This window comes from Fuerstiella marisgermanici, from assembly GCF_001983935.1.
Classification (GTDB): Bacteria; Planctomycetota; Planctomycetia; order Planctomycetales; family Planctomycetaceae; genus Fuerstiella; species Fuerstiella marisgermanici.
Genome location: NZ_CP017641.1, coordinates 4,901,188 through 4,927,299 on the forward strand (window position 1 = coordinate 4,901,188; position 26,112 = coordinate 4,927,299).

The window sequence follows — 26,112 nt, forward strand, 5'->3', positions numbered from 1 at the left end:
TCCCCTGTACGAGAATGGAGGTCTTGTGGATTAATGGTACATCCATTGAGCTGCTTGAATCAAGTACGAGACGAGGGCAACTGCGGGGAGGTAACGAACCGTGGGGAGGAAGCCTGCGAATGCGCCGTTAAGCTGACACTCAACAGTCGTCGTCAGTCGCATCTTCGTCAAAGCTGCGAGGTTACGAACAGAAATCGGATACAAGGCCGGTGCGGACAGGTGAGTGAGCCAATCATCACGAAACCGTCTCCGTTCATCCGCATTGGTAAATCCGGAGCTTGTGCAGCGAAAGTCACACGCCTTATCCAGGGAGATCCGTCGTTCGTATCTGTTAGAAGAGCTTGCTCAAAGGCAGAGCGATTCGTGGTCAACACGTTTCGTGATCGACGGAAGTCAGCAGAGGTCGTAGTACTGTTTCGTCACACACCACTGACGACAGGAAGGACCGAACGATGAATTCCAGGGAGGAGTCTTCGACCAACTCGACACGAGGTGGGTGGTCTGCTCGGCAGACAAATCCAGTTCCCCGAACGGGGATGACCGCGTCGGCGTCGGACAAGCAGCCAGCCCTGAACGACCGTGGTTCCACGGTCGAACGTTTGTTTCCAGAGATGATGATGGAAGCCGTCGTTGATGAATCCAACATGGAACGCGCCTGGCAGAAAGTCCGGTCGAACCGCGGAGCCCCTGGCCCCGACGGCATCACGCTGGATGAATTTCTGACATGGTTCCGACCACGCTGGGAACTCATCCGACGACAGCTTCTCGACGGCACGTATCGACCTTCACCGGTGCGACGCGTGACCATCGACAAGCCGGATGGCGGCACACGGCAGCTCGGTATTCCGAACGTGCTGGACCGCGTGATTCAACAGGCCATCCTGCAGATTCTGACGCCCGTGTTCGATCCGCACTTCAGCGATTCGAGCCACGGGTTTCGCCCCAACCGATCCGCTCACGGAGCCATGCAACAGGTTCAGCGGACGATCAAGGCAGGCGGCAAGTTCGTGGTGGATATGGACCTTTCAAAATTCTTTGATCGAGTCAACCACGACGTGCTGATGAACCGAATCGCTCTTCGCGTTTCGGATTCACTGCTGCTGAAACTGATCGGCCGTTACCTGCGAGCGGGCGTGATCGTGGACGGCGAACTGCAACCGAGTACCGAAGGAACGCCACAAGGTGGCCCGCTGTCTCCGCTACTTGCCAACATCCTGCTGGATGATCTGGACAAGGAACTGGAACAACGCGGTCTGCCGTTCGTGCGTTACGCTGACGACTTCGTGATCTTCACGAAGTCTGAACGTGCCGCGCGTCGAGTGTTCCGATCGGTGCAGCGTTTTCTGACCGAACGTCTTCGTCTTGTTGTTAACGAAACGAAGAGCAAAGTGGTGCCGTGGCAGGAACTTGAGTTTCTTGGGTTCTGTGTTCGCGGTCGCTACTTTCGGATCAGGCTGAGTGACAAATCGCTTCAGCGTTTCAAGCGTCGCATTCGAGAACTCACCGGTCGCAGCTGGGGAGTTTCGATGGAACGTCGCTTGAGTGAACTGCGAAGTTATCTTCGCGGCTGGGCGGGTTACTTCTGCCTGGCGATGGAGTTGAAACTGTTCGATAGGCTCGACCAGTGGATCCGTCGTCGGATACGCATGTGCTTCTGGAAGCGGTGGCGACACGCTCGCACACGCAGCCGAGAACTCGTGCGTTTAGGGGTTCCCCGTCGACAGGCGATTCGTCATGCGAAAAGTCGCAAGAGCTACTGGCACATGGCCAAGACCATCGCCAGCGGTGTGGGCTTTACGAACGCGCTGCTCGTGGAATTGGGTCTATTAAGCCTGAAACACCTCTGGAACGAACTGGCTCCACTTCGTCGAACCGCCTGATGGGCGAGTAGGATGGCGTCTTTCGGGTTTAGGATGCGGTTTGTGTTCCCTGTTGGCCACCCGTTTCCTCTGGTGGTGTCACAATATTTTATCCGTGTCCGATTGTACGCTCAACCCCTCTCAGAACCGGACGTGCGCCGTTAACGCATCCGGCTCCCGACCATCACTTGTCACCCGGTCATCACTTTGGCTGTATCGCAATCAGGTCAGTCAGCTTCGAAGGAGATGCCAGGGGAAAGCGAGCTATGTACGCATCGAACTGAGGCCAGGTCTTTGACTTCCTCTGCGAACGACGATTGAGCCAGCGGAAGGCCAGCTGCTTTGCTGCCTGGCGGAATTTCATCAGTTGGGACCAATTGTCATTGATTCCATAGTACTGATAATGGCCACGCAGCTTCGCATTCAACTTCGCCCAGACTTCGGACAAAGGTGTCGTCAGATTCCGTCGGAACCAATGCTTCAGATCGCCTACCTTAGCTCGGTATTTCTTACTGGCTGTCTTCCGTTTCGGCTTGAACTTTCCCGCACGACTCAGGCCGCAGTAATGAGTGAAGCCGAGGAAGTCGAACGTCGCGGGAGCCCCTTCGCCAAGACGCTGGCAATCGCGTCTCGCAAAGCGGCCGAACCGCAGCAGTTTAGTCTTCTCTTCGGCCAGCTCCAGCGAGTATCGGGCCAGTCGCTTCGGTAGCACATCCTGAAAGCGTCTCGCGTCAGACTCCAGTTCGAACGCACAAATGAAGTCGTCCGCGAAGCGGACAATGTACGATTCACCTCGCATACGCGGCTGCACATCCCGGTCGAACCATTGGTCCAGGACGTAATGCAAATACACGTTCGCTAATAACGGTGAAAGAACCGAGCCTTGCGGAACACCTTCGTCAGTGTTACGGCGACGACCTTCGATCATCACACCGGACTTCAGAAAGCGCTGGATCAGGGCCAATAGCTTCGGATCGGAAATCCGCTTTTGTAGCAGTTCGAGCAAACGTTCATGACAAACGTTATCGAAGAAGCCACGGATATCCGCGTCCGAAATCCAGCTCACTTTCCGGGTCGCGATGGTTTGACCGTGCACACTTAAAGCCTGGTGGCATGACCGTCCCGGACGGAAACCATAGGAAGTCTCACAGAAGTCGACTTCGTAGATCCGTTCCAGAATCATCACGACCGCACGTTGTACGATCTTGTCTTCCACACTGGCGATACCCAGCGGTCTGGTCTTGCCATTCCCTTTCGGAATGTCACGACGAAGACTGGGCTGAGGCCGATACGCACCACGGTGTAATCTGGTTAACAGGTCGTGCAGGTTGTCCCGCAGATTCGACTCGTATTGATCCACCGTGACACCGTCGACTCCGGGTGCCTTGCCTCGCTTGAGCTTGCGAAACGCATACCACAGCAACTCGTAATTGAGCAGCGAAAAGAGGTTGTTAAACGCCTCTTCAGAGTACGTTTCCGCGCGTTGGGTGATGCGATCCAGTCGATCAAGCACCGGTGATCCGCCACTGAGTGCGGTCGGTGTATCGCTGGAGTCGCGTGATGGCCTGGCGGCCTTCCCTGCACCCGCATTACCGGGCTTCAATTCACGCGATTGGTCTTCGCGCTTCAACGGTACTATGCCGCCATCCGACTTCCCAGAGTCGTCTGCACTCCTTGCCTTTTCAGCTTGTACGTGCATACTCGTTTCGTCGTGATTGGACGTCACGTCGAACAAGAACAGCTGGGATCTCACTGGTTGCTTCATTGGCATCATGTGTAGCGCGATCGTGGCCTTCGACCCCGGGTCTCCGAGCTTCGCTCGCCAAAACGCGAAACTCAGTGTTGCCTTTAGCAGGTCCGAATGCCTGGGCAGATACCGAGAAAACATGCATTTCGGGGCTCAATACCATTCACGGTTTGGGCGGCCAGCCCAGTCCATTCGTCCTCACTACCTTTCTGTGTACGCTTCAACGCAACTGTTACCAGTGACGCTGCAACACTCGATACCGGGCCTCAGGCTAAGAGTTACCCGGACGGGATTCGCACCCGCTTGTCAATAAACCATTTCCAGTTCGCTCCGGACCCGCATGTCAGGTGGTGTGGGGAGGGTCACCGGAAACGGTGGCTCTTACCCGATTTAGCTGGCCGCTTCAACGTTGACGCCAGAGATTCATTGCTGGCCGCAACTCAGGGTACGCCTCATGAATGAGAGTGCTGACCGCGACCCACCGCGACGCCTTGATTGCATTGCGAGAAGGATACACGGACGTTTCCACGCCGACAATTCTTGATTTCTCGACTGCCCAATCTTCAATCGACGTTTGAAGGTCACCGATTCGCCAGACGCTGCAACCACTGATGCCGCCGAGATCACGGGGGAATTGTGCCGCATCGCCGTTGAGTTTCGTGTAGTTCACCGGTTGGCCATCAGGATCAGTAATGTCGTGCGACGATCCGCTAAGCAATATGTGAAGTTCGTCCTGGTAGTTGCCAAGACCGTCAGTCACACCGTCAAATCGGTATGTGGTGAATTGAAGTGGCTTGAGTTGAACGCTTGTGTTGGTGTCCGTGGAAGTTGACGCCCAGATTGCCGGGTAACCAAACAGTGTGTACACAGCGGTGTCTGGCTGATCGTCAAATTCGATGTCATCAACGCGCAAGAACGTTTTTCCGTCGAGTCGTTCGACCGAATCCTGAGGCAGGTGATAGATTGCAACATCGAGCGGATCATCAATGCTGCCGTATTGCCCCGCAGAGGTAACGGTCCAGTCATTCACGACTGGGATAAACTTCGACCGGCCAGACGATATCCCAAGCGAGCAGCTATGCTTTACGGCATCCTTGATCACATGGGCGGCCGTTACGACGAAAAAATGGTCAGCTATCGCGAACAACGTGCCAGTGCCAAATTGGAACACGGATTGATCGCGACCAGCAACGATGGCAACTGTGCAGTCCCAGGCGTGTTCGGGAATCTGCGGTAAAACGCGGGAGTTGATTGAACGCTGTAGCTCGGATTTGTCCATCGCGTTTATCTTGCCAGCTAACGCCTGCCGTAACCGGGCACGAACGGAAGGCTTTGATTTCAGTTGCCGCGTGAATGAGTGCTCCGGTTCACGGCTTTGTTCAAGTGAGCCGCTGCGCGGCGGGGTATTTTCTAATGGAGTCTGATTTGCGAATGTAGTGAAATCTTGTGCCATGTCTTTCTGATTGTTTCTTTCACTTTCAGGGAGACCATTTCATGTCACACGATCATTCTTCACAGAACGGGAACAACAGCAACTCGGACGAACAACGCAGTAACAACCAACCCACGAAGTCGCTCCGCGAACGGATGTCGCAGGATCTGCAGTTGCGGGGTATGGCGCAACGGACTCATGATGGCTACCTTCGCGAAGTTCGCAAGCTGGCCGGTCATTACCACACGCCGCCGGATCAGCTTTCCGAACAACAGGTCGCCGACTATCTGTTGTACCTGATCAACGACTGCGAGTTCGCTCCGGGTTCGCTGCGAGTCGCTTACAGTGGGCTCAAATTCTTCTACAAGTACACCGAACCGCGTGACTGGAAAGTGCTCACGAAGCTGCGTATTCCGAAACAGAAAACGCTGCCGGATGTGCTGTCCATCGACGAAGTTCACCGACTGATCGCCGCCGTGCGGCAGCCGCGCAATCGAGCCTACTTCTGGGCCACCTATACGCTCGGCCTGCGGATGAGCGAAGCGCTGAGTCTGCAGATCGGCGACATCGATGCCGAACGCATGCTGGTGCATGTGCATCGTGGCAAGGGCGCGAAGGATCGCTTCGTGACGTTGCCGCATTCGACGCTGCATGTGCTGCGCAGTTACTGGAAGACGCATCGCAATCCAACGCTGCTGTTTCCGCAGATCGGACGCACGAAGAAAGAGGGCCCGACGACGTCGCGGCCGATGGATCCGTCGACCGTGCAAGGCTGCATCAAGGATGTGGTCAGCGAGCTCGGCTTCACCAAGCAGGTTTCGATCCACACGCTGCGGCACAGCATCGCCACGCATCTGTTTGAGGCCGGCGTGTCGCTGCGCTGGATTCAGAAGTTCCTTGGCCATAAGAACCTGCAGACGACGCTGGTCTACCTGCATCTGACGGATCCGAAGGAAGAAGACGGTCGCAAGACTCACGACGATATCGCCGACGCGGGAACATTGTTCGACAACATGTTTCCGCCGCCCGGCGAACCACCTATCGGTCCTGACAACGATCCGCACCGAAATCGCAAGCCGCGATAGATGCCGACCGTTGCCGACGTATTGCGGCAGCACGGGGACGACTATCTGAAACAGTTCGGCGAACGCATGCCGTTGCAGCACAAGCGCGTGCTGAGTTTCATATCAAAGTGTCGCACCGGAGAACTGGGCCATCTGCGATACGACTGCGGCGACTGCCAGCGAACTCACTGGGTGGGACGCAGTTGCAACAACCGACACTGCCCGAACTGCCAGTCTGACAAGACGCAGAAGTGGCTCGCCGATCGTCTGTCCGAATTGCTGCCGGTGCCCTACTTTATGGTCACCTTCACAGTGCCCGAAGCGCTGCGGAAGGTCGTGCGCGCTCACCAGGACGTGTGCTATCGAGCGTTGTTCGACTGTGGCAGTCAGACGATTCACGAACTGGCGTCTGGAAAGCGGTTCGTTGGCACGAAGCGGATGGGCTTCTTCGGAGTTCTGCACACGTGGGGGCGAGACTTCACGGTCTACAATCCGCACGTGCATTTCGTGGTGCCCGGCGGTGGTGTTTCGGAAGATGGTTCGCAGGAGCCAACGGCCACGCCTCGGCGCATGAAACGCACCAGGTCAAGCGGCTCGCCACGCCATGGTCCGCCGGGACCGCCCGGCTGGCAGCAGTGTCCGCCGAATTTTCTGCTGCCGGAGAAGGCCGCGTCCACAGTCTTCCCCGCGAAGTTTCGCGATGCGGTTCGAGCGGCGGGGATTGAGGACGAATTTCTGGCCGCTGATCCGCGTGCGTGGACTCGGCCGTGGGTGATGGATGTCGAAGCGGTGGGCGACGGACGCGGCGTGCTGAAGTATCTGGCTCCGTACGTTTACCGTGTGGCGATCAGTAACAACCGCATCGAGTCGATGAATGAGACTCACGTGACCTATCGCTACACGCCGTCGGGGAAGAAGTTTTCGAAGCGTCGCAAAGTTTCGGGGCAGGAGTTTGTGAGAGGCTTTTTGCAGCACGTGTTGCCGCCGAACTTTCACAGAATCCGCTACTACGGTTTTTTGCACTCACACAGTTCGCTGAGTATCGACTATGTGCGGATGCTGGCGTGTTTCTACCTGGGCATGTGTTACATCCTGGCGAAGCGAGCCGTTGCGGAAGAACCACCGAAGCGGCCGATGGTGTGTCGTGAATGCGGCGGTGACCTGCATCTGGTGATGATCACCGATCACGTCGGCCGAGTCCTGTACGAACACCCGCTGCCGTATCTCGATTCCGGATGATGACGTTGTCACACCGAACGAAGCCGAGTCTTCGAAGCCTGTCGAAACGACAGGACGCCTGAGCCAATCGATCACGTAACCGTGGAGCAACCGAGTCTCTTAACGCTGCGCGGTGAGTAAATTCTGCACGAAACGAAGCAGAAAAACTCAGCCTTTCGCACCCAGCCGGGCTCCTTGAACAAAGCGTTTGAGCTTCGGCTCGACCAACCTGCATCGCCACCAACTCAAACAACAACATCAACCCCGCGACCAACCCGCCAACTACCATCGCCGCGAAGTCAAACGCTCATTAGTTATCCGACTCACTCGGTCTCTGTGACGTTAGGATCAAGTCGCCCGTACCTGTACGAAACAATTCTGCACTGTGTTCGCGGATGACGTGCTGCAATTGCTCAGACGTGCCAGTAAAGACCAATTGATTGTCACTGTCAACGAATGGCAGGCCGTCAGCCTCAAGGACCTGTCTGAATCGTGAACTGTCGCAAGCTGTCAGGCGAATCTGTTGATCGACGAATGTGCAGAGCGTGAAAAAGTGTGGGCGCAGTGTTGTTCCTGCGATCGCTGCATCGCGAATTCTTGGGTGCTGCAGATCGACGTAGAGGGAATCGCCAATCTTGATCAGTGTGCAGGTGAACGATATTGCCGCATCCTCTCGTCGGACGGTCATCGTGAAGCGTGAACCGCTCTCACTTGAGATTGTTGCAACGACGCCGTCGAGTGAACCGAAGGAGATTGTTGGCCGACGTGTTGTCTTTGGTTTAGCGGAATTAAGATGCCACTCGCCGACGACACGATCGGTCAGTACGGTCTCACCGTCTCCAGTGAGCGGAACCAGTGAAGATGGCTGGCTCGCACATCCCGCAACAATCAGCGGCAACAAATAGACGACCTGTCGCATCGAGCACCTCCGTGAGACTTCGGATTGTCGGATAACGATAAATAATTCACCCGGCGTTTTCTGGCGATGATGCGCAATCGCCGGGCTATTTCCAGACTGAGTTGAGTTTCTCGTGTTTTATGCCCACGTGCAAGCGGCGCGGCGGAGTTGCTGATAAAATCTATCCGCCAAACTTTGCCCGAAGGCACGGACGACTGTCTATGGCACCGGCCCACAAGATCCTTTTCAAGGTTCCTCGACCGGCGGTGTTGCCTCTGGACCTCGACCCAGATCGCGGATGATGCGGGCTTCTTTCGAGGCGTTGCCGAGGGCGTCGCCTTCCGATGTGACTCGGAAGCGGGGGATGCTACGGTCCATTTTGGTGAGGTGCTGTGAGACCTCCCGGAAGAGTGGTCTCAGCACCGCCGTTTGAGATTTCCGGTTGGCAATCGCACTCTGCGGAGCGGCAATCACTTCGGCGTAGTCGTTGATCACTTTTTCCAGTTCGTCCGCGTCCGCCGTCGACAGGCCGTAGGTTTCCAGAGTCGCTTCATCGGCGGAAAGAGCGGAACGCTAGCGGGACAGGACGGTTCTTGAACGGGACAGCAATGAGGCGTCTCGCAGGCCGCGCCAGCCGGATCGACTCGGATCGACTCGGGGCGACTTTAGTGGCGGCGTCTTCCTGTTCGGCGTCGTAGAAGCAGTCGGCCAGCGACTGGCCCATTTCATAGACGACGGTTTCCAGCTCGTCTTCCTCACGAGCCCTCCGGTCGGCTCGCCCCGTGATGTCGGTTTCCTGCTGCTGAGCCAGTTCTCGCAAAGCCGTCAACGAATAATTCGGACGACCGACGGCGGCATCGATGGCGTCAAGCAGGTATTGTCACGGTGTCGCCTCGCTTCGGTTGAAGTGCATGAGACGTGCGAGATATAAGTCGATGGTGTGGCGAATTTGGCGAGGGCAGGCAGATTCGGGGCCGCAATCGGCACTCCCCTGATCGGTCGGCTGAACGCCGATGAACTACGACCCTGCCGTGGCACGGGAGGGCAAAAACGCAAGTTGTTCGCAAGAACTGAAGAAGCGAAACCCGGATACCGCTCCATGAATACATCACTTGAGACGGATCGTTCGATATTGCAGTACTGCAGCATCCGGCAAGTCGTTTTTCGTGTGCAGTTCTGTACCGAACCGAAGGCTGTGAATCTATTTTGCCGCACGCCAGCTATCGCAGCCAACAGCAGCTTAGTTTCCACAATCGTTGGCGTGTGTTAAGTTCCAACGCCTTCCGTTTGCAACACTCGTAAAGCGGCGTCGATCGACGAATCTGCTGGTGAACCGGACCGACTACCTATGAGAACCGCCCATATCATTACTCGATTGATTATCGGTGGTGCTCAGGAAAATACGCTGTTCAACGTTGACGATCAGCACCACATTCATGGCGATGAAGTGTGCCTGATCACGGGACCGGGACTCGGACCGGAAGGCACTCTCGAAAAGCGTGCGATCGATCGAGGGCTGGACCTGCGTTTGCTGCCGGAGATGCATCGCAGTCTGCACCCATGGCGTGACTACAAGTGTTATCGAGCACTCAAAACGCTGCTACGTGAATTCAAGCCGGACATCGTTCACACGCACAGTTCCAAAGGCGGCATCCTCGGTCGGCGAGCGGCATTCTCACTGGGATTGCCGAGCGTTCACAGCATTCACGGAGCGTCGTTCCATTTCGGCCAGCCAAAGATTCTGTTCAACGCCTACCGGATGGCCGAACGAATGGCGGACAAGTGGTGCCAACACTTCATCACTGTCTGCGACAATATGGCGACCCAATACCTGGACGCCGGCATTGGCACGCCTGACAAATTCACCACCGCCTACAGCGGCATGGATGTCGACAAGTTTCTGAATCCGCTGCGTTCACGTGAACAGGTGCGAGCTGAGTTTGGCCTAACAGACCAGCACGTCGTGGTCGGTAAGATTGCGAGGCTGTTTAACCTGAAGGGCCACGAATACCTGATTGAGGCGGCTCCCAAAATCGTGGAAGCCGTGCCCACCGTGCGATTCCTGTTGGTTGGCGACGGCATCCTGAAGGAACAGTCTCAGCAGCGCATTGCCGAACTTGGCCTGACGGAGCACTTCATCTTTGTCGGGCTGGTGCCGCCCGATGAGGTTTCCAGCTACATCCATGCGATGGATATGGTGGTCCACACGAGTGTCTGGGAAGGACTTGCCCGAGTTCTGCCTCAGGCCCTGATCTGCGGCAAGCCCATCGTGAGTTACGACATCGACGGTGCGCCGGAAGTCTGCATCGACAACGAAACCGGATTTTTGGTCCCAGCTCGCAGCATCGAAGAACTTGCCCAAGCCATCGCGCGATTAGCGTCCGATGGCGACCTGCGGAAGCAGTTTGGCGAAACCGGACGGGCCCGATTCACTCAGCCTTTTCGCCATGAAGTCATGACCGAGCAGATTCGGGACGTGTACCGAAAGGTGCTGGACGATTATCACAGCGCATAGAAAAACCGCAGCTCTTCGCAAACTGCGGCTTCAATGTTTATTTCTGGTCAGCTGCGGTGATTCGCTGCTTTCAGCGCACGAACCTGCCGATTTCAGCCTGCAGGAACTGCTATGCGCAGGTCTTTTTCTTCAGCTTCGCCAGTCGTGACTTCGTGCGAGATGCTGTGTTTGAGTGAATCAGATTCTTCGCGGCTGCCTGGTCCAGTGCTTTCGCGACCTGAGACAATCGCTTGTCAGCCTCTTCGCGAGACGGACTTTCATCCATCAGATTCAGGAAGCCTCGAACGGTCGTCCGCAGCTCAGAACGTTGAGCACGATTCCGGATTCGACGTGCGGAACTTTGACGAAGATACTTTTTGGCAGCGCTTGTATTTGGCATTGACGATTGTCGTAAGTATAGACCATGTTTAGGTTTAGGCTTGTCAACCACCAACACGCGGGCGGGGCAATCCTTCAGAAGCGTCGCAGGCTACTTCAGAAAGCCGCGAGTTTCCACCCTGATCGGCCAAATGCCCCGGAAACTGGACGGAATTCGCAAGGGAAAGACTATCCGGAAACCGACTGAGGATTCGGATTGCCGCCGGAACGGAGAATTAGGTCCGCTTTCCGCACAACGGAGTCCGGAACTCCCGAACTTCGCATATGAGAAACCGTCCGATCAATGTCGTATTCGACTCGACGAATTTCGACTTCCCCGTCTTCAATGACCGCATAGGAAGCTCGCGGATCGCCGTCTCGCGGCTGGCCAACGCTGCCCGGATTGATCACGCGACAGCCGTCCAGTTGCAGATCCACGGGAATATGAGTGTGGCCGACACAGACGAAATCCACGTCCACATGAGCCAGCCTGGCCTGCCATTGAGTTTTCGCGTCCGCCTGGTCTGAGCTGCGTTCGCCCTCGCGGCCGTTTGCAATGTATTCGTCCATGGGGTCTCTCGGTGTCGCATGCACCAGCAGAAAAGAATGATCACCGATCGTGATGTGTTGCGTCACGGGTAACTGAGCCAGCCAGGTCAGGTGTTTGTCGTTGAGCTGCTCGAAATGAAGCGGACGCATGGAGGAAGCCATCTGGCGAAACGTTCCGCCAAGAGTCACTGAGACTCGCTGAGCGACGGAATGATCGTGGTTACCACGCACACAGTACGACGCATTCTGCTGAACCCAGTCGATGCACGCCGCCGGTTCCGTCGCGTAATCGACGGCATCGCCCAAAAAGATGCACTGATCAAAGGACTCATCGATCGCCGACAACGCGGGCCAGTTAGAATGAATGTCAGCGATCAGCAAAATCTTCATGGTGCTTATCTTAGGCTGCGAATAAGACGATGGCCGGGCTACCGCTGCGGCACGCGGCGCTTATTGTCGTACGTATTCTGAGTCAGCCCCTTCGGCGGAATCCGGTGCTGCGCAATCCGCTCTCGAAGTTGTCCGGACAACTCCGCGATTGTCTTCTGGTGAGCTTCCGACGACGCGAGGTTCTTCATTTCGGCGGCATCGTTCGAATGATCATACAACTCGACACCCACCTTTCCGTCGTCACCCCATTCGGTATAGCGGTAGCGGTCCGTCCTCAGACTGTAGCCGTTTTCGTACTGAGTGAACGCCGATTTGCGGGCCGTGGCGGCTGGATCTTTTAACGCCGGTAGCAGGCTAACCCCTGCAAGGAATCCAGGAGCCTTCAACCCCGATAGTTCCGCCAACGTGGGGTAGAAGTCGACCATTTCGGCAAACGACTTCGTTACGGTGCCCGTTGCGGTGATTCCGGGGCCGGCCATGATCAAGGGCACTCGAGCCGCGTTTTCGAACAGAGTTGTCTTCTGATAATGGCCGTGCTCACCCATGTGATAGCCGTGATCGCTGGTGAACACGATAATGGTATTGTCCGTCAGGCCAGCCGCATCCAATGAATCCAGCACTCGGCCAAGTTGAGCGTCCGCAAACGTAATCGATGCGTAGTACGCCTGAATGGCTTTTCTGGCGAGCTCCGGCTTCAGGTTGTTTTGCTTCTTGCGCGTAAGCGACTTCCGGGCTGGGGCGGGAATGGTCTTCAGGTAGCCTTCGGGAACTGCAGGCACCTGAATTTTGTCTCGCGGGTACATGTCGAAGTACTTCTTCGGCGCGACATAGGGCGTGTGAGGTCGGTACAGACCAACAGCCAGGAAGAACGGCGTGCCGTTTTTCGCGAATCGCTTCAGCACCTTGTCTGCTTCCAGCGCGGCGATGCCATCGGTTTGTTCGTCGTCGGTTCCGTCAGCAGCCAGCCAGCTAAGAGTGCCGCCGAATGAACCTGGAATCAGGCTGAAGATTTTGTCTTCGTCATGAACGTCGCGGCCTTCCGGATTGATGGTGTTGTTCCACGAATAAGGATCATCGTGGCCCGACGTACCAATGTGCTTTGGCACGTTGTAGTGATAGATCTTCCCAATGCGGGTCGCCATGTAACCGGCGTCGCGATACATCTGCGACATCGTGTTGACGTTCGGCAGGTGCTCGCGAATGTAGATCGAATTCCGCCGCACCAGAGTCTGGTCGGGATACAGACCACACATGAAGGATGCTCGACTTGGCCCACAAAGCGGATACTGACAATACGCTCGTTCAAACCGCACACCGCGTGCCGCAAGTCGATCGATGTTGGGCGTCTTCACCAGCGGATGGTCGTAGCAACCGATGTCGCAGTTCAGGTCGTCGCAAATCAGGAACAGCACGTTCGGCTTTTCTGCGGCGGTCGTAAGTGTTGCCGGCAGGCACAAAAAGCAGATCGCAACGGCCAAGACGATGTGTCGCATATTTGACTTTCCGAAAAATTGAACCGCAGGACACAACTCAAGCAACCCTGTTTTGAAAATTCCGCGCAAACAGCGTACAACACTACAACCGCAGGGCAAGTCACGGATGCGATTTCAGCTGTGCGGGCCCCCTCGGTTTGATCAACAAGATGCCAGGAGAAGCTGCCATGAGTCCCAGCGAAAAGAAGAATACTGAAACCGCAACCTTCGCAGGCGGGTGCTTTTGGTGTACCGAAGCGGTTTTTGATCGCTTGAAGGGCGTGAGCAAGGTCACGTCAGGATACACGGGCGGCCAGGTCCCCGACCCAACATACAAGCAGGTTTGTGAAGGCACGACAGGTCACGCTGAGGCCGTCCAAATCGTCTACGACCCGAAGGTCATCACATTCGATCAACTGCTCGACGTCTTCTTTCACACGCACGACCCAACCACGCTCAACCGGCAGGGAGCCGACACGGGAACGCAATACCGGTCCTCCGTGTTCTATCACAACGAAGAACAGAAAACGGCCGCGAAGAAGGTCATCGACGCATTGAACGCGGCAGAAGTATTAGACAACCCGATTGTCACAAAGCTGGAAAAGCTCGGAAAGTGGTATCCCGCCGAAGACTACCACCAACAGTATTTCGAACTGAATGGTCGCCAACCGTATTGCCAGGTCGTGATCAATCCAAAGATCGCAAAGTTCCGCAAGCGGTACAAAACGATGCTGAAGGACGAATAACGAGCAGAACAGTGGCGAAGCTTGAGCGGTGATGGCAACTCACGAAAAGCCACTGCGACGTGCTGCCGACCGTCCAAACTGAAGACGGTCGGTCAGCGTCTGTGAGACCAACTGAAGCTCGTGTTTCGCAGGCTCCCGCTTAAACAGAGCGGAAACTGCCAGCGCAAACTGGGTGGCCAATCTGTTAAGCGTCGTTGCTCAAATCTCGAAATATTTTTCGCCGTCAAATTCGACGAACTCAGATTCTGGTGAATGATGGCCGTCACTTGTCGCAGAATCGACGTGCGACGACTCATCGGCCGCGTCTGTCGAAACATGGGACGCCGGCATCATATCCAACCACGATTTTGGCGTGAGTTTCTGCACGTCTTGGTCTGATGAAGCTTCGGCCGCTACCGGGTGTTCTGAATCCAATTCGCTGGACTCAGGCTGTTCGACATCCGAGACCAGTGCGGGTTCATCTATCGCGTTGGAGTTCGTGTCAACTTCAACTTCGCCGGCAGACTCCGGAGTAGCCGCAAGGTCCGCGGTGATCGGATTTTCAACAGCGTCCGTGTGATCAGTTTCTGTCTCGACGCGCTCTTGTGTCGCAGACGCATTCGCCGGAGTCTGGTCGGCCGCGTTGTTGTCGGTCACATTGGTTTCGGTTACGTTCATTTCTGCGTCGGGCGCGGTTGTGGCCTGTGAGTCTTCCGTGTCGGATGGCAACTTTGCGGCCGCATCACCGGCGTCTACTGGAGGCTCGACAATCAAGTCTTCGGTACTGCTCGCTGCCGGCGCGACAGCTGAACCGTGACTGAGGATGGCAGCCGATTCTTTCAGCTTCTCCTTGTTCTGCCAAATCTTGTAGGCCAGTTCGCCGCCTGAAGTGCAAGCCGCCAGGATCGACAACCAGGCAACAAAGCCAAACGGGATCAGCCCGGAGGACGCTGCAGCGAGGACGAACAGGCAGACCAGGCACAACGCAACACAAATTGTTACGCGAGTTGTGATGCCGCCTTTTTCCTGTCGCTTGGCATGATGAGCCAACGCACTTTCGGCAGATCTTGTCGACAACTGCCGAAATGATGCCATTTCATTTCGCAGTGCGTGCAGATCCACTTTCGGACGAGGTTCAGTCGGCTTCTTCGGCGCCGGCTCGGGGGGCAGTTCGGCCACCGGTTCGGGCTGAGCCATGCTTTCTTTGTACTCGCCCGACATATACGCATCGATGAACGACTTGGTCTGTCGCGGCGCGGCTGGTGGCTTTTCATCCTTATTCGCAGAATTTGATTTTGTTGTTGAAGGCTTCTCAGACTTCTTCGATAGCTCTGCGGGCAGCGTCTCGCCGGCACCGGTACGGCTGCGAGACAAGAGTTGCTCCATGTACTGAGCGACGAAGTCGTCCTCGCTCTCGTCTTCGCCTGCTGTGGCTGCGGCCTCCAGGTCATCATCGGTCGATGCTTCCAGCAACACGTTGTCCGCTTCAGAGAAGCTCATCGAAACAGCGGCTGCGGTTTCCTGGCTGTAATCGTCAACAGCAGCAAGTTCTTCACGGGCATCGGACTGCTCTGGTTCTGCAGCCGACACCGATCCAATTCCAAACAATTCAGCCAGCTCCGAACGAACCTGCGGTGGATTGTGGTCGTCGTGTGGTTCCCCGTCGGATTCAAATGTCGACGGAAGATTGTGCGCCGATTCGTACGACATGTCCGCTGGCGGTTCTTCTTCGTGAGCGGGCATCTCGATGGCAGGTGGTTCTGAAACAACATGAAGTTCAGCCCGCGCCATTTCCAGTTCCTGGCGAGCTTCCAGAAGTTCGCGGCGATGTGTCGCGAACTCTTCTTCCAACTGATCCAGCTTCCGCTGACGTTCGCGCAGTTCGGCTTCACGGTCGTCAAGCACATGCGTGCGTTCGTCCAGTTCGCGATGAAGTCGTTTCACTTCTTCACTGTCTTCCGCTGCCACAGCCTGCTGGTCATGAGCGGCCGCTTCGTCTGTCAGAGCCTTCAGCTGTTCATCCTGTTCCTGCAGTCGTTGTTTCAATTCGGCGATGAGTGCGATGTATTCCTGTTCAACGCCGTCGTCGGATTCCGACTGCTGTTCGATCAGGTTGCGAGCCTCTTCCAACTGCGCACTGAGATCACGGATTGAATTTTCGTATTGTTCGATCTGCTGCGTCTGCAATTCGTCCGACGGTCCTCCGCCTTCGTTGCTGGACGACAATTCTCCTTTGAGTTGTTCAATCTGCTGTAACAGATCGCTTTCGTCTGTGTTCGCGGAACCGTTTTGTTCAGCCGACTGCTCAACCGCATGAAGCTGTTCCGCAAGTTGCTGGCGTTCAGCTTCGAATTCCGACGCTTGCTGAAGAATCCGCTCTTCCAGTTCCTGCACTGTTGCGACCTGAGCCATCAATACTTCGTTCGCTGCTGCCAGAGCTTCGTCACGTTCTGCAATGGCCGCTGCGGCTTGCTGCTGATCCGTGCCGTCACCTTCACCGGCTGACTGCGACGCACTTTCTTCGGCCGTCAACAGGTCGTCCCGCATCCGTTCGAACGCTGTTCGCAGTTCTTCCAGTGCGGCCGCAATGTCGTCTCGTTCTGCAGTGACACGTTCCAGTTCGCAACGCGCTTCTTCCAGCTGCTCCGCCTGCTCATGGCTTTCCGCAACGAAGTGCGACGGCTGTTCTGCTTCCTGACTAACAGCAGTGGCGGCTTCTGCCTTGAGTCTCTTCAAGTTTTGCACGCGGTCGGCCATTTCTACATGCCGTGCTTCCAATTCGGCTTCCCATGCAGCCAGCTCTTCGTTGCGAGTGCTGGTTTTCTGTTCAGCCGCCGCCGTTTCAACTAGTCGATCCTGCTTCTCAGCTTCAAAGGCGTCCTTCGCCGCGTCAAGCTGTTCGATTCGCTCGTCCAGTTCAATGGTCGCCTGAGTCAGCGCATGAGCTTTCTCCTCAGATGCGGCGAGGTCCGCAGCGATGGTCGCTTCGCGTTCACTGAATTCTGAACGAACGTTACTGACGTGAAGTTCGTGATCCTGTTTTTGAGCTTCCAGTTCGGCCAATGCGACTTGCAGGTCGGTTTCCTGCTGCTGCAACTGCGTACGAAGTTCTTCGACTTCCTGCATCGCGGCGTCGCGTTCAGCACTGACAGCTGCTTCCGATTCAGCACCTGCGGTGGCGGCTTCTTCCAGCTGCGATTCAAGCTGCTGAAGTGCGGCATGCCGCGCCTCCACCGCCTGCTCACGCTCGGTAAGTTGTTCAGATCGGGTCGCCAAATCCCACTCCAGTTCGGCGGCTCGCTGTTCATGTTCGCGGGTTGCCGCTTCGGATCTCTGCTGTTGTTCAGCTTCGACTTCTGCGCAGCGCTGTTCGAAAGCAGCTGCACGCTGCTGCAGCTGAGCTTCCCGTTCAGAAGCCTGGCTGGCGCGTTGATCCAACTCTTCAGTCCGCTGATCGATTTGTTTCTGCCAATTCTGAAGCTGAACTTCGCGTTCCTTGAGCAGTCGTTGTTGACGTTCCGCCAGGTTCGGCTTTGCCGCTGGCCGTGCGAAAGAAGGGACAACAGGGACCGGCGGTGCGGGCGCATCGGACGCGCGACGTCCGCCCGGACGATTCGGCGGCGCTGATGCTGGCGACATCGGTCCGGCGGGCCTTGAGGCAGAAGGCTGCGGGCTGGCGGAAAAGGCGGCTCGCATTGTGGGCTTGGGTCGTCGATGTTCGACACGAAAACTGGCCGGACCAATGGCCAGCTTGTCGCCAGCCGCCAACGCGGCTTCAGATGCAACGGGCACGTCGTTTAAGTGAACGGGACTACTGTCGATTGGCTGTACGGTCACATCTCCGTTGGCACAGACGATTCTGCAGTGCTGTGGCGAGACGCCGTTTAGCAGCAGCCGGACCTTGTTCGACCGATCGCTACCGAATGTGAACTCACCATCTTTGGCCAATACGCGCGTTTCTTCGCCTGCGTCCCAGAGCGGAACCAGTGCGGTGAGCAGACTATTCTCCGACATGAGGTGCGGAGGGGTAGGTTCAAACGACATTTGCTTCTCCATGAGCGTCAACAACAAACTACTTCAATGGGGGGCTCGCCGGGATTTGCGGCTGTGCGGAACTGTGCCGCCTGTATTGAATATTCAGGGCTGCACCACGCGTCGACATTACGCAACCCATGATCACATACACCGGGAACGGAGTTCAGGACGGGACGACGTTGTCCGAGGACATCACATTCGGCAAATCCGGGGAACTCACTGATAGGCCGTATCAACTGTGCAGGTTCGCCAGCCTCAAAAACTGGCAGCATTCGCGTGTGCAGAAGAAACGGATTTCAACATTTGTACGAATTGTTCTTTACCGGCACGTGTTCCACGAAAGAATTCCGCCGATTCAGGAATGACGCGTGTAAACACGGCGAGTGGCTGCATTGCGAATTCGACATTGACGCCTGTTGCGCCTGCGATGTCGGGTAAATGCTTACTCTTTGCGTGGAAGGCCGGGCGTCTTTGGGAGTCAAAACGGGTTTCCCAGGAAACAGTCACGAATTCCGTTGAGCATTCGAAAAACGCGACCTAACGTTGTGCAACGTGTCGGCAATTGAGGTAATTTCAGCTCTGCAAAGGCCAGCTTGATCGCGGCGGAAACGCCGAACATCTGTTGACACGATCCCTGTTTTTTCACTATGAAAAGACGTCATACCCAGCGCTCGTTCAGCATCGGACAGGAACGGCCGTTCAGTCAGTTAGTTTGCCACTTCATGCTTCCCACCACTTCATCATCGTTTCTGCAGCGCGCGACCGGTCGAGCCGCTCACGTGGCTGCCTGCCTTTGTCTGCTGCTATTCGTTTCGTGGGGATTGCTGACTCCGGATCCACTGGCCGTGGTCAAGCGAAGTCCCTTCTCGATCCTGACGACGGTTAGTGACCTTTTGATGCACTTTTGTGTGTTTGGCGGATTTTCCATCGCCTGCTGTTCGCTCACAGCACGAGCCACCGATCCGCGAGTTCAGAAGGGCGTCCTGTTTTTGCTGATGGTGTATTCGACGGCCACCGAACTCATGCAGATCTACGTCCCTCGCCGGACCTGCGATCCGCTCGATGCAATCGCCAACATCGTCGGCATTGTGATCGGCGCAGCAATCGTCAACTGGTTCGTCAGCCGTCGGCCGCGATCCGCTACCGCGCTGGGCTAAGCGAGCAAATTGCTGCGTCCGGAAATGTCGCTCGGTTATTGCCAGGCTGAAGCCTCAAGAGCCTGGTTCTGAGGACGCGCGGCTCGCAGTCCGCTGTTCGTGATGCTGGAACCGAATCCGTCAGCAGGTTATGTTGCTGTCTCCGGCAATTCGCCGCTGCGAGATCCCGCCTGCACTCAAAGGAACGCCCCATGGCTCATTCTGCGCCGCGCCCCGTCGCCCCGCCTTCCCACACGTCGCGACGATCGTTTTTGAACGCGTCAGTAATGGCCACTGCCGCGAGCGCCGTTGCGCTGCCTGCGACACGAGCCGCCGTTTACGCGGCGGGTGACGACGTGATCAAAGTTGGACTCATCGGCTGCGGTGGGCGAGGGACCGGAGCCGCGAAGCAGGCTCTGCTGGCAGACCACAACGTCAAGCTGACGGCCATGGCTGACGTGTTTGAAGACCGGTTGCATTCGAGTTTCAAGTCGCTGTCGGCGATCGAAGACCTGAACGGTAAACTGGACGTCTCGCCGGAACAGCAGTTTGTGGGTTTCGATGCGTATAAAGAATTGCTGGCGACAGACGTCGACGTCGTGCTGCTCACGACGCCTCCCCATTTTCGGCCGATGCATCTGAAAGCCGCAATCGCCGCCGACAAGCATGTCTTCGCGGAAAAGCCGGTTGCCGTGGACGCGCCGGGCGTTCGTTCAGTACTGCAGTCTTGCGAAGAAGCGAAACGGAAGAAACTTTCGGTCGTATCCGGTTTGTGCCTGCGCTACGACGCCGGTTTTCGCGAAACCGTTCAGCGAATTCATGACGGCGCGGTCGGCGACATCCATACGTTGATCGCCAACGACTATCGTGGTTCCATCTGGACGAAACCGCGACAGGAGGATTGGACAGACATGCATTGGCAGATGCGAAACTGGTACTACCTCACGTGGCTGTCTGGCGACTTCAACGTTGAACAGCATGTGCATTATCTGGACGTGTGTGCATGGTTGAAAGGCGGCTACCCGACCAAAGCAATGGGTATGGGAGGACGTCAGGTTCGCACGGACGAAAAGTTCGGCAACATTTTTGATCATCACAGCGTCACCTACGAATTCGACGACGGCACTCGACTGTTCAGCAATTGTCGTCAGCAAAGTGGCTGTCGAAATGATATGTCGGCGTATGTCCTGGGCTCGAAAGGCCGGGCTTCTGTTTCTGAGCGGCGTCTGGAAATCACGGCCGATGAATCATGGAAGTTTAAAGACAAAGCGAAAAACATGTATCAGGTCGAACACGACGAGCTGTTCGCCGGGATACGATCCGGACAGCCTCTGAACAACGGCGAATACATGGCCCAAAGCACATTGCTGGCGATCATGGGCCGCATGGCGACCTACACCGGGCAGGAAATCACATGGGAAATGGCGATGGAATCGAAACAGGATCTCTCGCCGGAATCCTATGACTGGGGCCCCGCTCCGGAAGTCGTGATTGCTATGCCGGGACTCACCAAGTTCGTCTGACATCACAGCGAGGCTCGCTGACTTGTGGCCGCGGAACAAGAATTTCGGAAGATGAAGGCTGTTTCCCACGAGCCCGAACCGCCCACGATAAAAGGTAAACTGCTCGAAGCACCGGCCAGCAAAAACAGGCAAAACATTCCATGCCCAACAGACCTCGACTCTTGATCCTCGGCGCGCATCCGGATGACGCGGAATTTCACGGCGGCGGCTTGGCCGCAATCTATCGCGAGCTGGACCGGCCAGTGAAGCTGGTGTCAGTGACAGACGGTTCTGCCGGACACCACGAACGGACTCGCGATGAGCTCATCCCATTACGTCGCGCGGAAGCCGCCAACGCCGGCGCAGTGATCGGTGCGACATACGAAACATGGGACTTTACGGACGGAGAACTCGAACCAACTCTGGACGTACGTCGCCGCATCATTCGGGAGATCCGAGAATTCCAGCCGGATCTCGTGCTGACTCATCGCATCTGCGACTACCACCCGGATCACCGAGCCGTCGGCCAGTGCGTGCAGGATGCGTCGTATATGGTCACCGTTCCTCTGGTCGTGCCCGAGGTGCCTGCATTAAAGAACGACCCCGTCGTCGCGTTTCTGCCGGACCTGTTTACTCGACCGACGCCGCTGCGGCCGGATGTTGTCATCGACATCGCACCGTACATGAAATCAATCTCGCAGATGCTGGCCTGTCACCAGACTCAATTGTTCGAATGGCTGGCCTATGAAGCCGATGTGCTTCACACCGTTCCCAACGATCAGGCCGCCAAAGAGGCGTGGGTGCTGGAGTGGGCGAAGCGGTACATCGGGCCGCGGAGGGAGCGATTTCGAGAATTTCTGACCGCAAAAGCAGGGGCCGAACAGATGAGTTCGCTGCAATTTATCGAAGCATTCGAAATCAGCGAGTATGCTCGACAGCCGGACGAAGACGCTCTGAAAACATTGTTTCCGAACGCTTTTTTCCCTTCGAGCGTCGAATAAGACCTTCGATTCATTCGGGGCGCACGAAGCCCATTTGTGACTCGAAGAAAAAATTGCGGAATTCACGCAACTCTTTGGCCGACAATCAGAAAACGTAAGTGTAGGCGGCCGTGCGAGACGAGCCTGAATGTTTCGCCAAACCCAAGTTTGGCTTGTTTTTCGAGAGTTAACCAGGGAGACACAACAATGCCCGCGTACATCAAAATTGGCGACATCAAGGGCGAAGCCACCGATTCCGGCCACAAGGACTGGATCATCATTCAGTCAATGAGCTCACCGATCTACCGCTCAATTCCAGAAGGTGCAAAAGACCACCAGCGAACCAAAGGTGAGACCACTCTTGGCGACATCGCCGTAGTTCGCGAGCTGGACAAGTCGTCAACCAAGCTGCAGGAATCCTGTGCCAACGGTACTTTCTACCCTGAAGTGGAAATCCACTTCTGCTCGACAGTCGGGAATAAGCAGGAACCTTACCTGAAGTACAAACTGAAGAACGTCGTTGTATCTTCGTACAGTTTTCAGGGTATGTCGTCTGGCGATCCTCTGCCAAGCGAAGAAATCACTCTGGGCTATACCGAAGTGGAATGGACCTACGTGACACTCGATCCAAACAACGGCAAGCCCGTTGGAAACGTGCCTGGTAAGTACAACCCTGGCAAGGGCCAGGCATAAGCACTGCCCCCATCTCGAGAGATGGGACGCAATGGCAAGCGATATAAAAACGCTGTGACTTCCATGCATCCAGGATTGGCAAAAATCCTGCGATTGCGCGGAGGTTCAGCGTTTTTTGATTTGGCGGCTGACTTTGGATCGAATCGATTACGGCACAGCCGAAATCGGCAGGCTCGATTGTCAATCGAGAACTCTATTGTGAAGTCTGGGCCTCAACACGCACGGGCCTGACTCTGGCTGCAACCTTGGGAGAGACTAAAATGGCAGAAATGAATCAGGGCGATCGGCCCATCGGTGTGGAAACTCCTTTGGGCAAAGACGCCGTCGTCCTGACGTCGTTTGCCGGTGAAGAACGGATTTCCGGGCTGTTCGATTTCGAACTGCAATTAATGTCCAATCGAGGCGACATTGAACCGGCCGAGATTGTCGGGCATAAGGTCGACTTCTACGTGCGATTCCCGGACGGCAAGCCGCGATACTTTAACGGCCACGTCAATCGCTTCGCGTATACAGGCGAAGGCGATCGAGCCCACGTATACAACGCAACCGTCGTTCCATGGATGTGGTTTTTGACCAAGGGCTCTGACTGCAAAGTCCATGAAACGGGCACTCAACAGAATGCTCAGGACATCATCGACGGTCTGTTGAGTGGCCTGGGGTTCACAGACTATTCGTGGGACCTGAACCGCACGCCTGAAAAACGCGACTACTGCGTTCAGTATCGCGAAACCCATTACGAATTCGTCACTCGCCTGCTGGCCGAAGAAGGAATCTACTTCTACTTCAAACACGAACAGGGCAAGCATGAACTAGTCATGACGGATCACGTCAACGGCGTCTTCGACTGTGAAGATGCAGACGTCCGTTTGCTGTCGAAGCTGTCTCAACCAGAGCTCACAGACAACCTTTCCAGTTGGCATCATGAATACGAATTCACGACCGGAAAGTTCGCACACAAAGACTACGATTTCGAAAAGCCATCAACGGATCTGCTGGTCTCCAAAGATACGCTGGTCAAGTTGCCAGACATTGACAGAAACGAGATCTACGACCATTTCGGCGGGTACATGGCAAAGGCCGTGGGCGATGAACTCGCGAAGCTGCGCATGGAGGAGCAGGAGTCAGGCTTTAATTCCGTGACCGGCAGCAGCGAATGCCGCTCATTTTCGCCGGGCGGACGATTTGCCATGGCCGCCCACCACAACAGCGGTGAACGAGGCGGCAAGTGGGTGCTGACGGCCGTTCAACACACGGCCGACCAGGGCGGACACTACTTCAGCGGCGGTTCGCATTCCGATGAGATCTACACAAACAAATTCAGGTGCATTCCTGCGGATGTTGTGTTCCGTCCGCCATATCAAGCTAAGCCACGCGTGCATGGCATTCAGTCGGCCGTTGTTGTGGGACCTCCCGGTGATGAAATTTATACGGACGAATACGGTCGCATCAAAGTCCAGTTTCAGTGGGACAGGCTTGGAAAGAAAGACGACAAAAGCAGCTTTTGGGTGCGCGTAATGACGCCGTGGGCTGGTAACAACTGGGGAATGGTCCACATTCCTCGCATTGGCCATGAGGTCATTATCGATTTCCTGGACGGTGACCCGGACCGACCGGTCATGACGGGCATGGTCTACAACAAAGAGAACATGCCTCCCTATGGCCTGCCCGACAACATGACTCAGTCGGGCATCAAAACACGCAGCTCAAAAGGAGGCAGTGGCGCTAACTACAACGAGATCCGGTTTGAAGACAAGAAGGACAGCGAAGAAATCTGCATTCATGCCGAGAAGGATCTGAATCAGACAGTCGAAAACAACCGGACGGTGACCGTCGGCAACAACGAAACGCACAAGGTGGGCTTTGACGTTCAAGACCCGGGAGACCAGTCTCTTGAGGTCTACAACGATCAGACGATCAAGATCGGCCACGGATCCGGAAAGGGCGGTCAGAAAGTTGAAATCTACGAAGACCGTGACGTAACGATCGAAAAGGGCGACGATCTGCTGGTCATCAAGAGTGGTGATCAAAAGGTCACGCTCGACAAGGGTGATCAGATCATCACAGTTTCCGCAGGCGACCAAAAATTCACGGTCGAAGGTGATCAAATCACGAAAGTGAATGCGGATCAGATCATTACTGTCAAAGGCGACCAGAAGGTCACAGTCACGGCAGGTGACCTCATAACCAAAGTCAGCGCCGGAAAGAGTGAAACCACGGCGGCGACGTCGCTGGAGTTGAAATGTGGTGCGAGCAGCATCAAGCTGACGCCAGCGGGAATCACAATCAAAGGTGTCAAAGTGGACGTCGAAGGCACCGCGAGTGTTGGCTTGTCAGCACCAAAAATCGACGTCAACGCCGACGGTATCCTGACACTCAAGGGGTCGATGGCGAAAATCAATTCTTGAAGGAGCCGCCTGGATGTCAGCCTTTCTTCAAATTTACGAAGCGGGTTCAGCTCGAGATGTCGCCGTTCTACCGAACGGCAAGCCGCTAACAATTGGCCGAGGTGAAAAAAACGACGTCCCCGTGCCAACCGACGGGCAGATGTCGTCTCGGCATGCTTCCTTAACCTTGACCGGCGCAAGTTGTGTGCTGCGGGATTTGGACAGCACGAATGGAACCTGGCTAAACGACCAACCAGTGGCTGCGGTCGAACTGCAGGGGCCAGCCATATTTCGGTGCGGTACCACATATTTTCAACTCGACTGGCCATCGCATGCACCAGCTTCCAAGGCCGCAGCGGCATCGCCGGAACAACAAAACTCAGTAGGATCCACTGCAGGTGCCGCTCCTGGTCCAGGTTCGCCGCCGAAGGCAAATTCATTGGTGACAAAGTCATGGGCAGATGCTGAGATTTTTGATCTGCGGATGACGGGCGGTTTTTGTGGTGCGTCAGCTTTAGAAATTACGCAGCGGTTTTCGTTGGCCGATCAAATCGAGCTGGTCCCCGCAGAAGGTGAAGGTGCGGAGGAATTTGTAGCGCGTTTACTGGCTGCGGAGGACGACATTGCTGCTATCGAGTTTCTGGCGTTTGCACTGCCTCGGCGTTGCGCGATCTGGTGGTTAATCCAGTGTCTACGCAGCGATTTCGAATTCGAAGGCCACGAGCGCAACGTGTTGGACTTGAGTGAGGCCTGGGTCAGACGTCCCAATCGACAGACCCGGCGACAGCCTCTAAAGCTGGCAGAACGACACGAAGTCGAAGGCCTTGCACGTTGGGTTGCGGATGCTGTGTTCCATAGCCACGGCAGCCTGGCGGCCGCCAATACACCGGAAGTTCAGCCCAAGGTCACATTGGCCGGCAAGACGATTTTGGCGGCTGTTTCACTGGCCGTTGTAGACTGCGAACCAGACCAGATTGCTGACCGTCGCCGCCGCTATATTGCGGATGCTCTGTGCTTCGCCACGCAGGACTCGCCCTGGTCTTAGAGCAGTATACCGTTTGTCGTGGACGGTTCGGGCTCGTGGCAAACAGCATTCATAGTACGAAACGCTTGGTCCGCGGCCACAAGTCACCGTAACACGCTGTAGAGACAGTGG

At 55.9% G+C, this 26,112-nt stretch carries 22 protein-coding genes; 12 read left to right on the top strand and 10 right to left on the bottom strand.

Features of this window, described 5'->3' with window-relative positions; translation table 11 throughout:
- The first annotated feature begins 452 nt into the window (after window positions 1–452).
- Window positions 453–1,880, top strand: a complete 1,428-nt coding sequence (gene ltrA, locus Fuma_RS18300) for a group II intron reverse transcriptase/maturase (protein ID WP_218922198.1) — start codon at window positions 453–455, stop codon at window positions 1,878–1,880.
- A 181-nt stretch (window positions 1,881–2,061) separates the two neighbouring features.
- Here ltrA (Fuma_RS18300) and ltrA (Fuma_RS18305) read toward each other — a convergent pair whose 3' ends face one another.
- Window positions 2,062–3,747, bottom strand: coding sequence for a group II intron reverse transcriptase/maturase (gene ltrA, locus Fuma_RS18305; protein WP_218922201.1), 1,686 nt, complete (start codon window positions 3,745–3,747; stop codon window positions 2,062–2,064).
- A gap of 262 nt (window positions 3,748–4,009) precedes the next feature.
- The gene (locus Fuma_RS18310) at window positions 4,010–4,636 is read right to left on the bottom strand and encodes a hypothetical protein (protein ID WP_077025400.1); all 627 of its coding nucleotides are present in this window, start codon (window positions 4,634–4,636) and stop codon (window positions 4,010–4,012) included.
- Between the two features lie 48 nt (window positions 4,637–4,684).
- Between Fuma_RS18310 and Fuma_RS35345 the strand changes: the two genes are divergently transcribed.
- From Fuma_RS35345 to Fuma_RS18320, 3 genes are all read left to right on the top strand, one after another.
- Window positions 4,685–4,843 carry a hypothetical protein gene (locus tag Fuma_RS35345; protein ID WP_158521055.1) on the top strand — a complete coding sequence of 53 codons (159 nt, stop codon included), beginning with the start codon at window positions 4,685–4,687 and terminating at the stop codon, window positions 4,841–4,843.
- Between the two features lie 257 nt (window positions 4,844–5,100).
- Entirely contained in the window at window positions 5,101–6,123 is a 1,023-nt protein-coding gene (locus Fuma_RS18315; protein WP_077023011.1) for a site-specific integrase, read from the top strand.
- Entirely contained in the window at window positions 6,124–7,341 is a 1,218-nt protein-coding gene (locus Fuma_RS18320; RefSeq protein WP_077023010.1) for an IS91 family transposase, read from the top strand. It abuts the gene before it with no gap.
- Between the two features lie 289 nt (window positions 7,342–7,630).
- Here Fuma_RS18320 and Fuma_RS18325 read toward each other — a convergent pair whose 3' ends face one another.
- The 3 genes from Fuma_RS18325 to Fuma_RS18335 form a co-directional block, all read right to left on the bottom strand.
- Window positions 7,631–8,239: a hypothetical protein gene (locus tag Fuma_RS18325; protein ID WP_077025401.1), complete on the bottom strand. Its 609-nt coding sequence runs from the start codon at window positions 8,237–8,239 to the stop codon at window positions 7,631–7,633.
- 225 nt (window positions 8,240–8,464) lie between these two features.
- Window positions 8,465–8,713: a hypothetical protein gene (locus tag Fuma_RS18330; RefSeq protein WP_077025402.1), complete on the bottom strand. Its 249-nt coding sequence runs from the start codon at window positions 8,711–8,713 to the stop codon at window positions 8,465–8,467.
- 55 nt (window positions 8,714–8,768) lie between these two features.
- Complete coding sequence (locus tag Fuma_RS18335; RefSeq protein WP_077025403.1) at window positions 8,769–9,047, bottom strand: hypothetical protein; 279 nt, start codon at window positions 9,045–9,047, stop codon at window positions 8,769–8,771.
- A gap of 519 nt (window positions 9,048–9,566) precedes the next feature.
- On the opposite strand from Fuma_RS18335, the gene Fuma_RS18345 reads away from it, so the two are divergent.
- Window positions 9,567–10,733 (top strand): glycosyltransferase family 4 protein, encoded by a 1,167-nt coding sequence (locus tag Fuma_RS18345; RefSeq protein WP_077025405.1) that lies wholly within the window; start codon window positions 9,567–9,569, stop codon window positions 10,731–10,733.
- Window positions 10,734–10,842: 109 nt separating this feature from the next.
- On the opposite strand, the gene rpsT is transcribed toward Fuma_RS18345, so the two are convergent.
- The 3 genes from rpsT to Fuma_RS18360 form a co-directional block, all read right to left on the bottom strand.
- Window positions 10,843–11,112 carry a 30S ribosomal protein S20 gene (gene rpsT / locus Fuma_RS18350; RefSeq protein ID WP_077025406.1) on the bottom strand — a complete coding sequence of 90 codons (270 nt, stop codon included), beginning with the start codon at window positions 11,110–11,112 and terminating at the stop codon, window positions 10,843–10,845.
- Window positions 11,113–11,279: 167 nt separating this feature from the next.
- Window positions 11,280–12,029, bottom strand: coding sequence for a metallophosphoesterase family protein (locus tag Fuma_RS18355; RefSeq protein WP_077025407.1), 750 nt, complete (start codon window positions 12,027–12,029; stop codon window positions 11,280–11,282).
- A gap of 38 nt (window positions 12,030–12,067) precedes the next feature.
- Window positions 12,068–13,522: a sulfatase gene (locus Fuma_RS18360; protein WP_083732140.1), complete on the bottom strand. Its 1,455-nt coding sequence runs from the start codon at window positions 13,520–13,522 to the stop codon at window positions 12,068–12,070.
- A gap of 167 nt (window positions 13,523–13,689) precedes the next feature.
- On the opposite strand from Fuma_RS18360, the gene msrA reads away from it, so the two are divergent.
- Entirely contained in the window at window positions 13,690–14,247 is a 558-nt protein-coding gene (gene msrA, locus Fuma_RS18365; protein WP_077028398.1) for a peptide-methionine (S)-S-oxide reductase MsrA, read from the top strand.
- 198 nt (window positions 14,248–14,445) lie between these two features.
- Here the strand turns inward: msrA and Fuma_RS18370 are convergent, their stop codons facing one another.
- Both Fuma_RS18370 and Fuma_RS34875 read right to left on the bottom strand, forming a co-directional pair.
- On the bottom strand, window positions 14,446–18,270 hold the full coding sequence (locus Fuma_RS18370; RefSeq protein WP_158521056.1) for an FHA domain-containing protein: 3,825 nt from the start codon (window positions 18,268–18,270) through the stop codon (window positions 14,446–14,448).
- Window positions 18,271–18,516: 246 nt separating this feature from the next.
- On the bottom strand, window positions 18,517–18,768 hold the full coding sequence (locus Fuma_RS34875; RefSeq protein ID WP_145944246.1) for a hypothetical protein: 252 nt from the start codon (window positions 18,766–18,768) through the stop codon (window positions 18,517–18,519).
- A gap of 215 nt (window positions 18,769–18,983) precedes the next feature.
- Here Fuma_RS34875 and Fuma_RS18380 point away from each other — a divergent pair, with 215 nt between their 5' ends.
- The 6 genes from Fuma_RS18380 to Fuma_RS18405 all read left to right on the top strand — a co-directional run bounded on the left by Fuma_RS18380 (window position 18,984) and on the right by Fuma_RS18405 (window position 26,001).
- Complete coding sequence (locus Fuma_RS18380; protein ID WP_077025411.1) at window positions 18,984–19,418, top strand: VanZ family protein; 435 nt, start codon at window positions 18,984–18,986, stop codon at window positions 19,416–19,418.
- A 191-nt stretch (window positions 19,419–19,609) separates the two neighbouring features.
- Complete coding sequence (locus Fuma_RS18385; protein WP_077025412.1) at window positions 19,610–20,920, top strand: Gfo/Idh/MocA family protein; 1,311 nt, start codon at window positions 19,610–19,612, stop codon at window positions 20,918–20,920.
- 140 nt (window positions 20,921–21,060) lie between these two features.
- The gene (locus Fuma_RS18390; RefSeq protein WP_077025413.1) at window positions 21,061–21,900 is read left to right on the top strand and encodes a PIG-L deacetylase family protein; all 840 of its coding nucleotides are present in this window, start codon (window positions 21,061–21,063) and stop codon (window positions 21,898–21,900) included.
- A gap of 186 nt (window positions 21,901–22,086) precedes the next feature.
- Window positions 22,087–22,572, top strand: coding sequence for an Hcp family type VI secretion system effector (locus Fuma_RS18395; protein ID WP_077025414.1), 486 nt, complete (start codon window positions 22,087–22,089; stop codon window positions 22,570–22,572).
- Window positions 22,573–22,832: 260 nt separating this feature from the next.
- Window positions 22,833–24,977, top strand: coding sequence for a type VI secretion system Vgr family protein (locus tag Fuma_RS18400; protein WP_077025415.1), 2,145 nt, complete (start codon window positions 22,833–22,835; stop codon window positions 24,975–24,977).
- Window positions 24,978–24,990: 13 nt separating this feature from the next.
- Window positions 24,991–26,001: an FHA domain-containing protein gene (locus Fuma_RS18405; protein WP_077025416.1), complete on the top strand. Its 1,011-nt coding sequence runs from the start codon at window positions 24,991–24,993 to the stop codon at window positions 25,999–26,001.
- Window positions 26,002–26,112 lie beyond the last annotated feature (111 nt).

Bases quoted from the DNA above. Each gene is read 5' to 3' on its own strand.
- Fuma_RS18355 (WP_077025407.1), bottom strand. From the start codon at position 12,029: ATGAAGATTTTGCTGATCGCTGACATTCATTCTAACTGGCCCGCGTTG.
- msrA (WP_077028398.1), top strand. From the start codon at position 13,690: ATGAGTCCCAGCGAAAAGAAGAATACTGAAACCGCAACCTTCGCAGGC.
- rpsT (WP_077025406.1), bottom strand. From the start codon at position 11,112: ATGCCAAATACAAGCGCTGCCAAAAAGTATCTTCGTCAAAGTTCCGCA.
- Fuma_RS18390 (WP_077025413.1), top strand. From the start codon at position 21,061: ATGCCCAACAGACCTCGACTCTTGATCCTCGGCGCGCATCCGGATGAC.
- Fuma_RS18325 (WP_077025401.1), bottom strand. From the start codon at position 8,239: ATGCGACAGGTCGTCTATTTGTTGCCGCTGATTGTTGCGGGATGTGCG.
- Fuma_RS18360 (WP_083732140.1), bottom strand. From the start codon at position 13,522: ATGCGACACATCGTCTTGGCCGTTGCGATCTGCTTTTTGTGCCTGCCG.
- ltrA (WP_218922201.1), bottom strand. From the start codon at position 3,747: ATGTTTTCTCGGTATCTGCCCAGGCATTCGGACCTGCTAAAGGCAACA.
- Fuma_RS18385 (WP_077025412.1), top strand. From the start codon at position 19,610: ATGGCTCATTCTGCGCCGCGCCCCGTCGCCCCGCCTTCCCACACGTCG.
- Fuma_RS18380 (WP_077025411.1), top strand. From the start codon at position 18,984: ATGCTTCCCACCACTTCATCATCGTTTCTGCAGCGCGCGACCGGTCGA.
- Fuma_RS18395 (WP_077025414.1), top strand. From the start codon at position 22,087: ATGCCCGCGTACATCAAAATTGGCGACATCAAGGGCGAAGCCACCGAT.
- Fuma_RS35345 (WP_158521055.1), top strand. From the start codon at position 4,685: ATGCTTTACGGCATCCTTGATCACATGGGCGGCCGTTACGACGAAAAA.
- ltrA (WP_218922198.1), top strand. From the start codon at position 453: ATGAATTCCAGGGAGGAGTCTTCGACCAACTCGACACGAGGTGGGTGG.
- Fuma_RS18345 (WP_077025405.1), top strand. From the start codon at position 9,567: ATGAGAACCGCCCATATCATTACTCGATTGATTATCGGTGGTGCTCAG.
- Fuma_RS18370 (WP_158521056.1), bottom strand. From the start codon at position 18,270: ATGTCGTTTGAACCTACCCCTCCGCACCTCATGTCGGAGAATAGTCTG.
- Fuma_RS18320 (WP_077023010.1), top strand. From the start codon at position 6,124: ATGCCGACCGTTGCCGACGTATTGCGGCAGCACGGGGACGACTATCTG.
- Fuma_RS18405 (WP_077025416.1), top strand. From the start codon at position 24,991: ATGTCAGCCTTTCTTCAAATTTACGAAGCGGGTTCAGCTCGAGATGTC.
- Fuma_RS18400 (WP_077025415.1), top strand. From the start codon at position 22,833: ATGGCAGAAATGAATCAGGGCGATCGGCCCATCGGTGTGGAAACTCCT.
- Fuma_RS18315 (WP_077023011.1), top strand. From the start codon at position 5,101: ATGTCACACGATCATTCTTCACAGAACGGGAACAACAGCAACTCGGAC.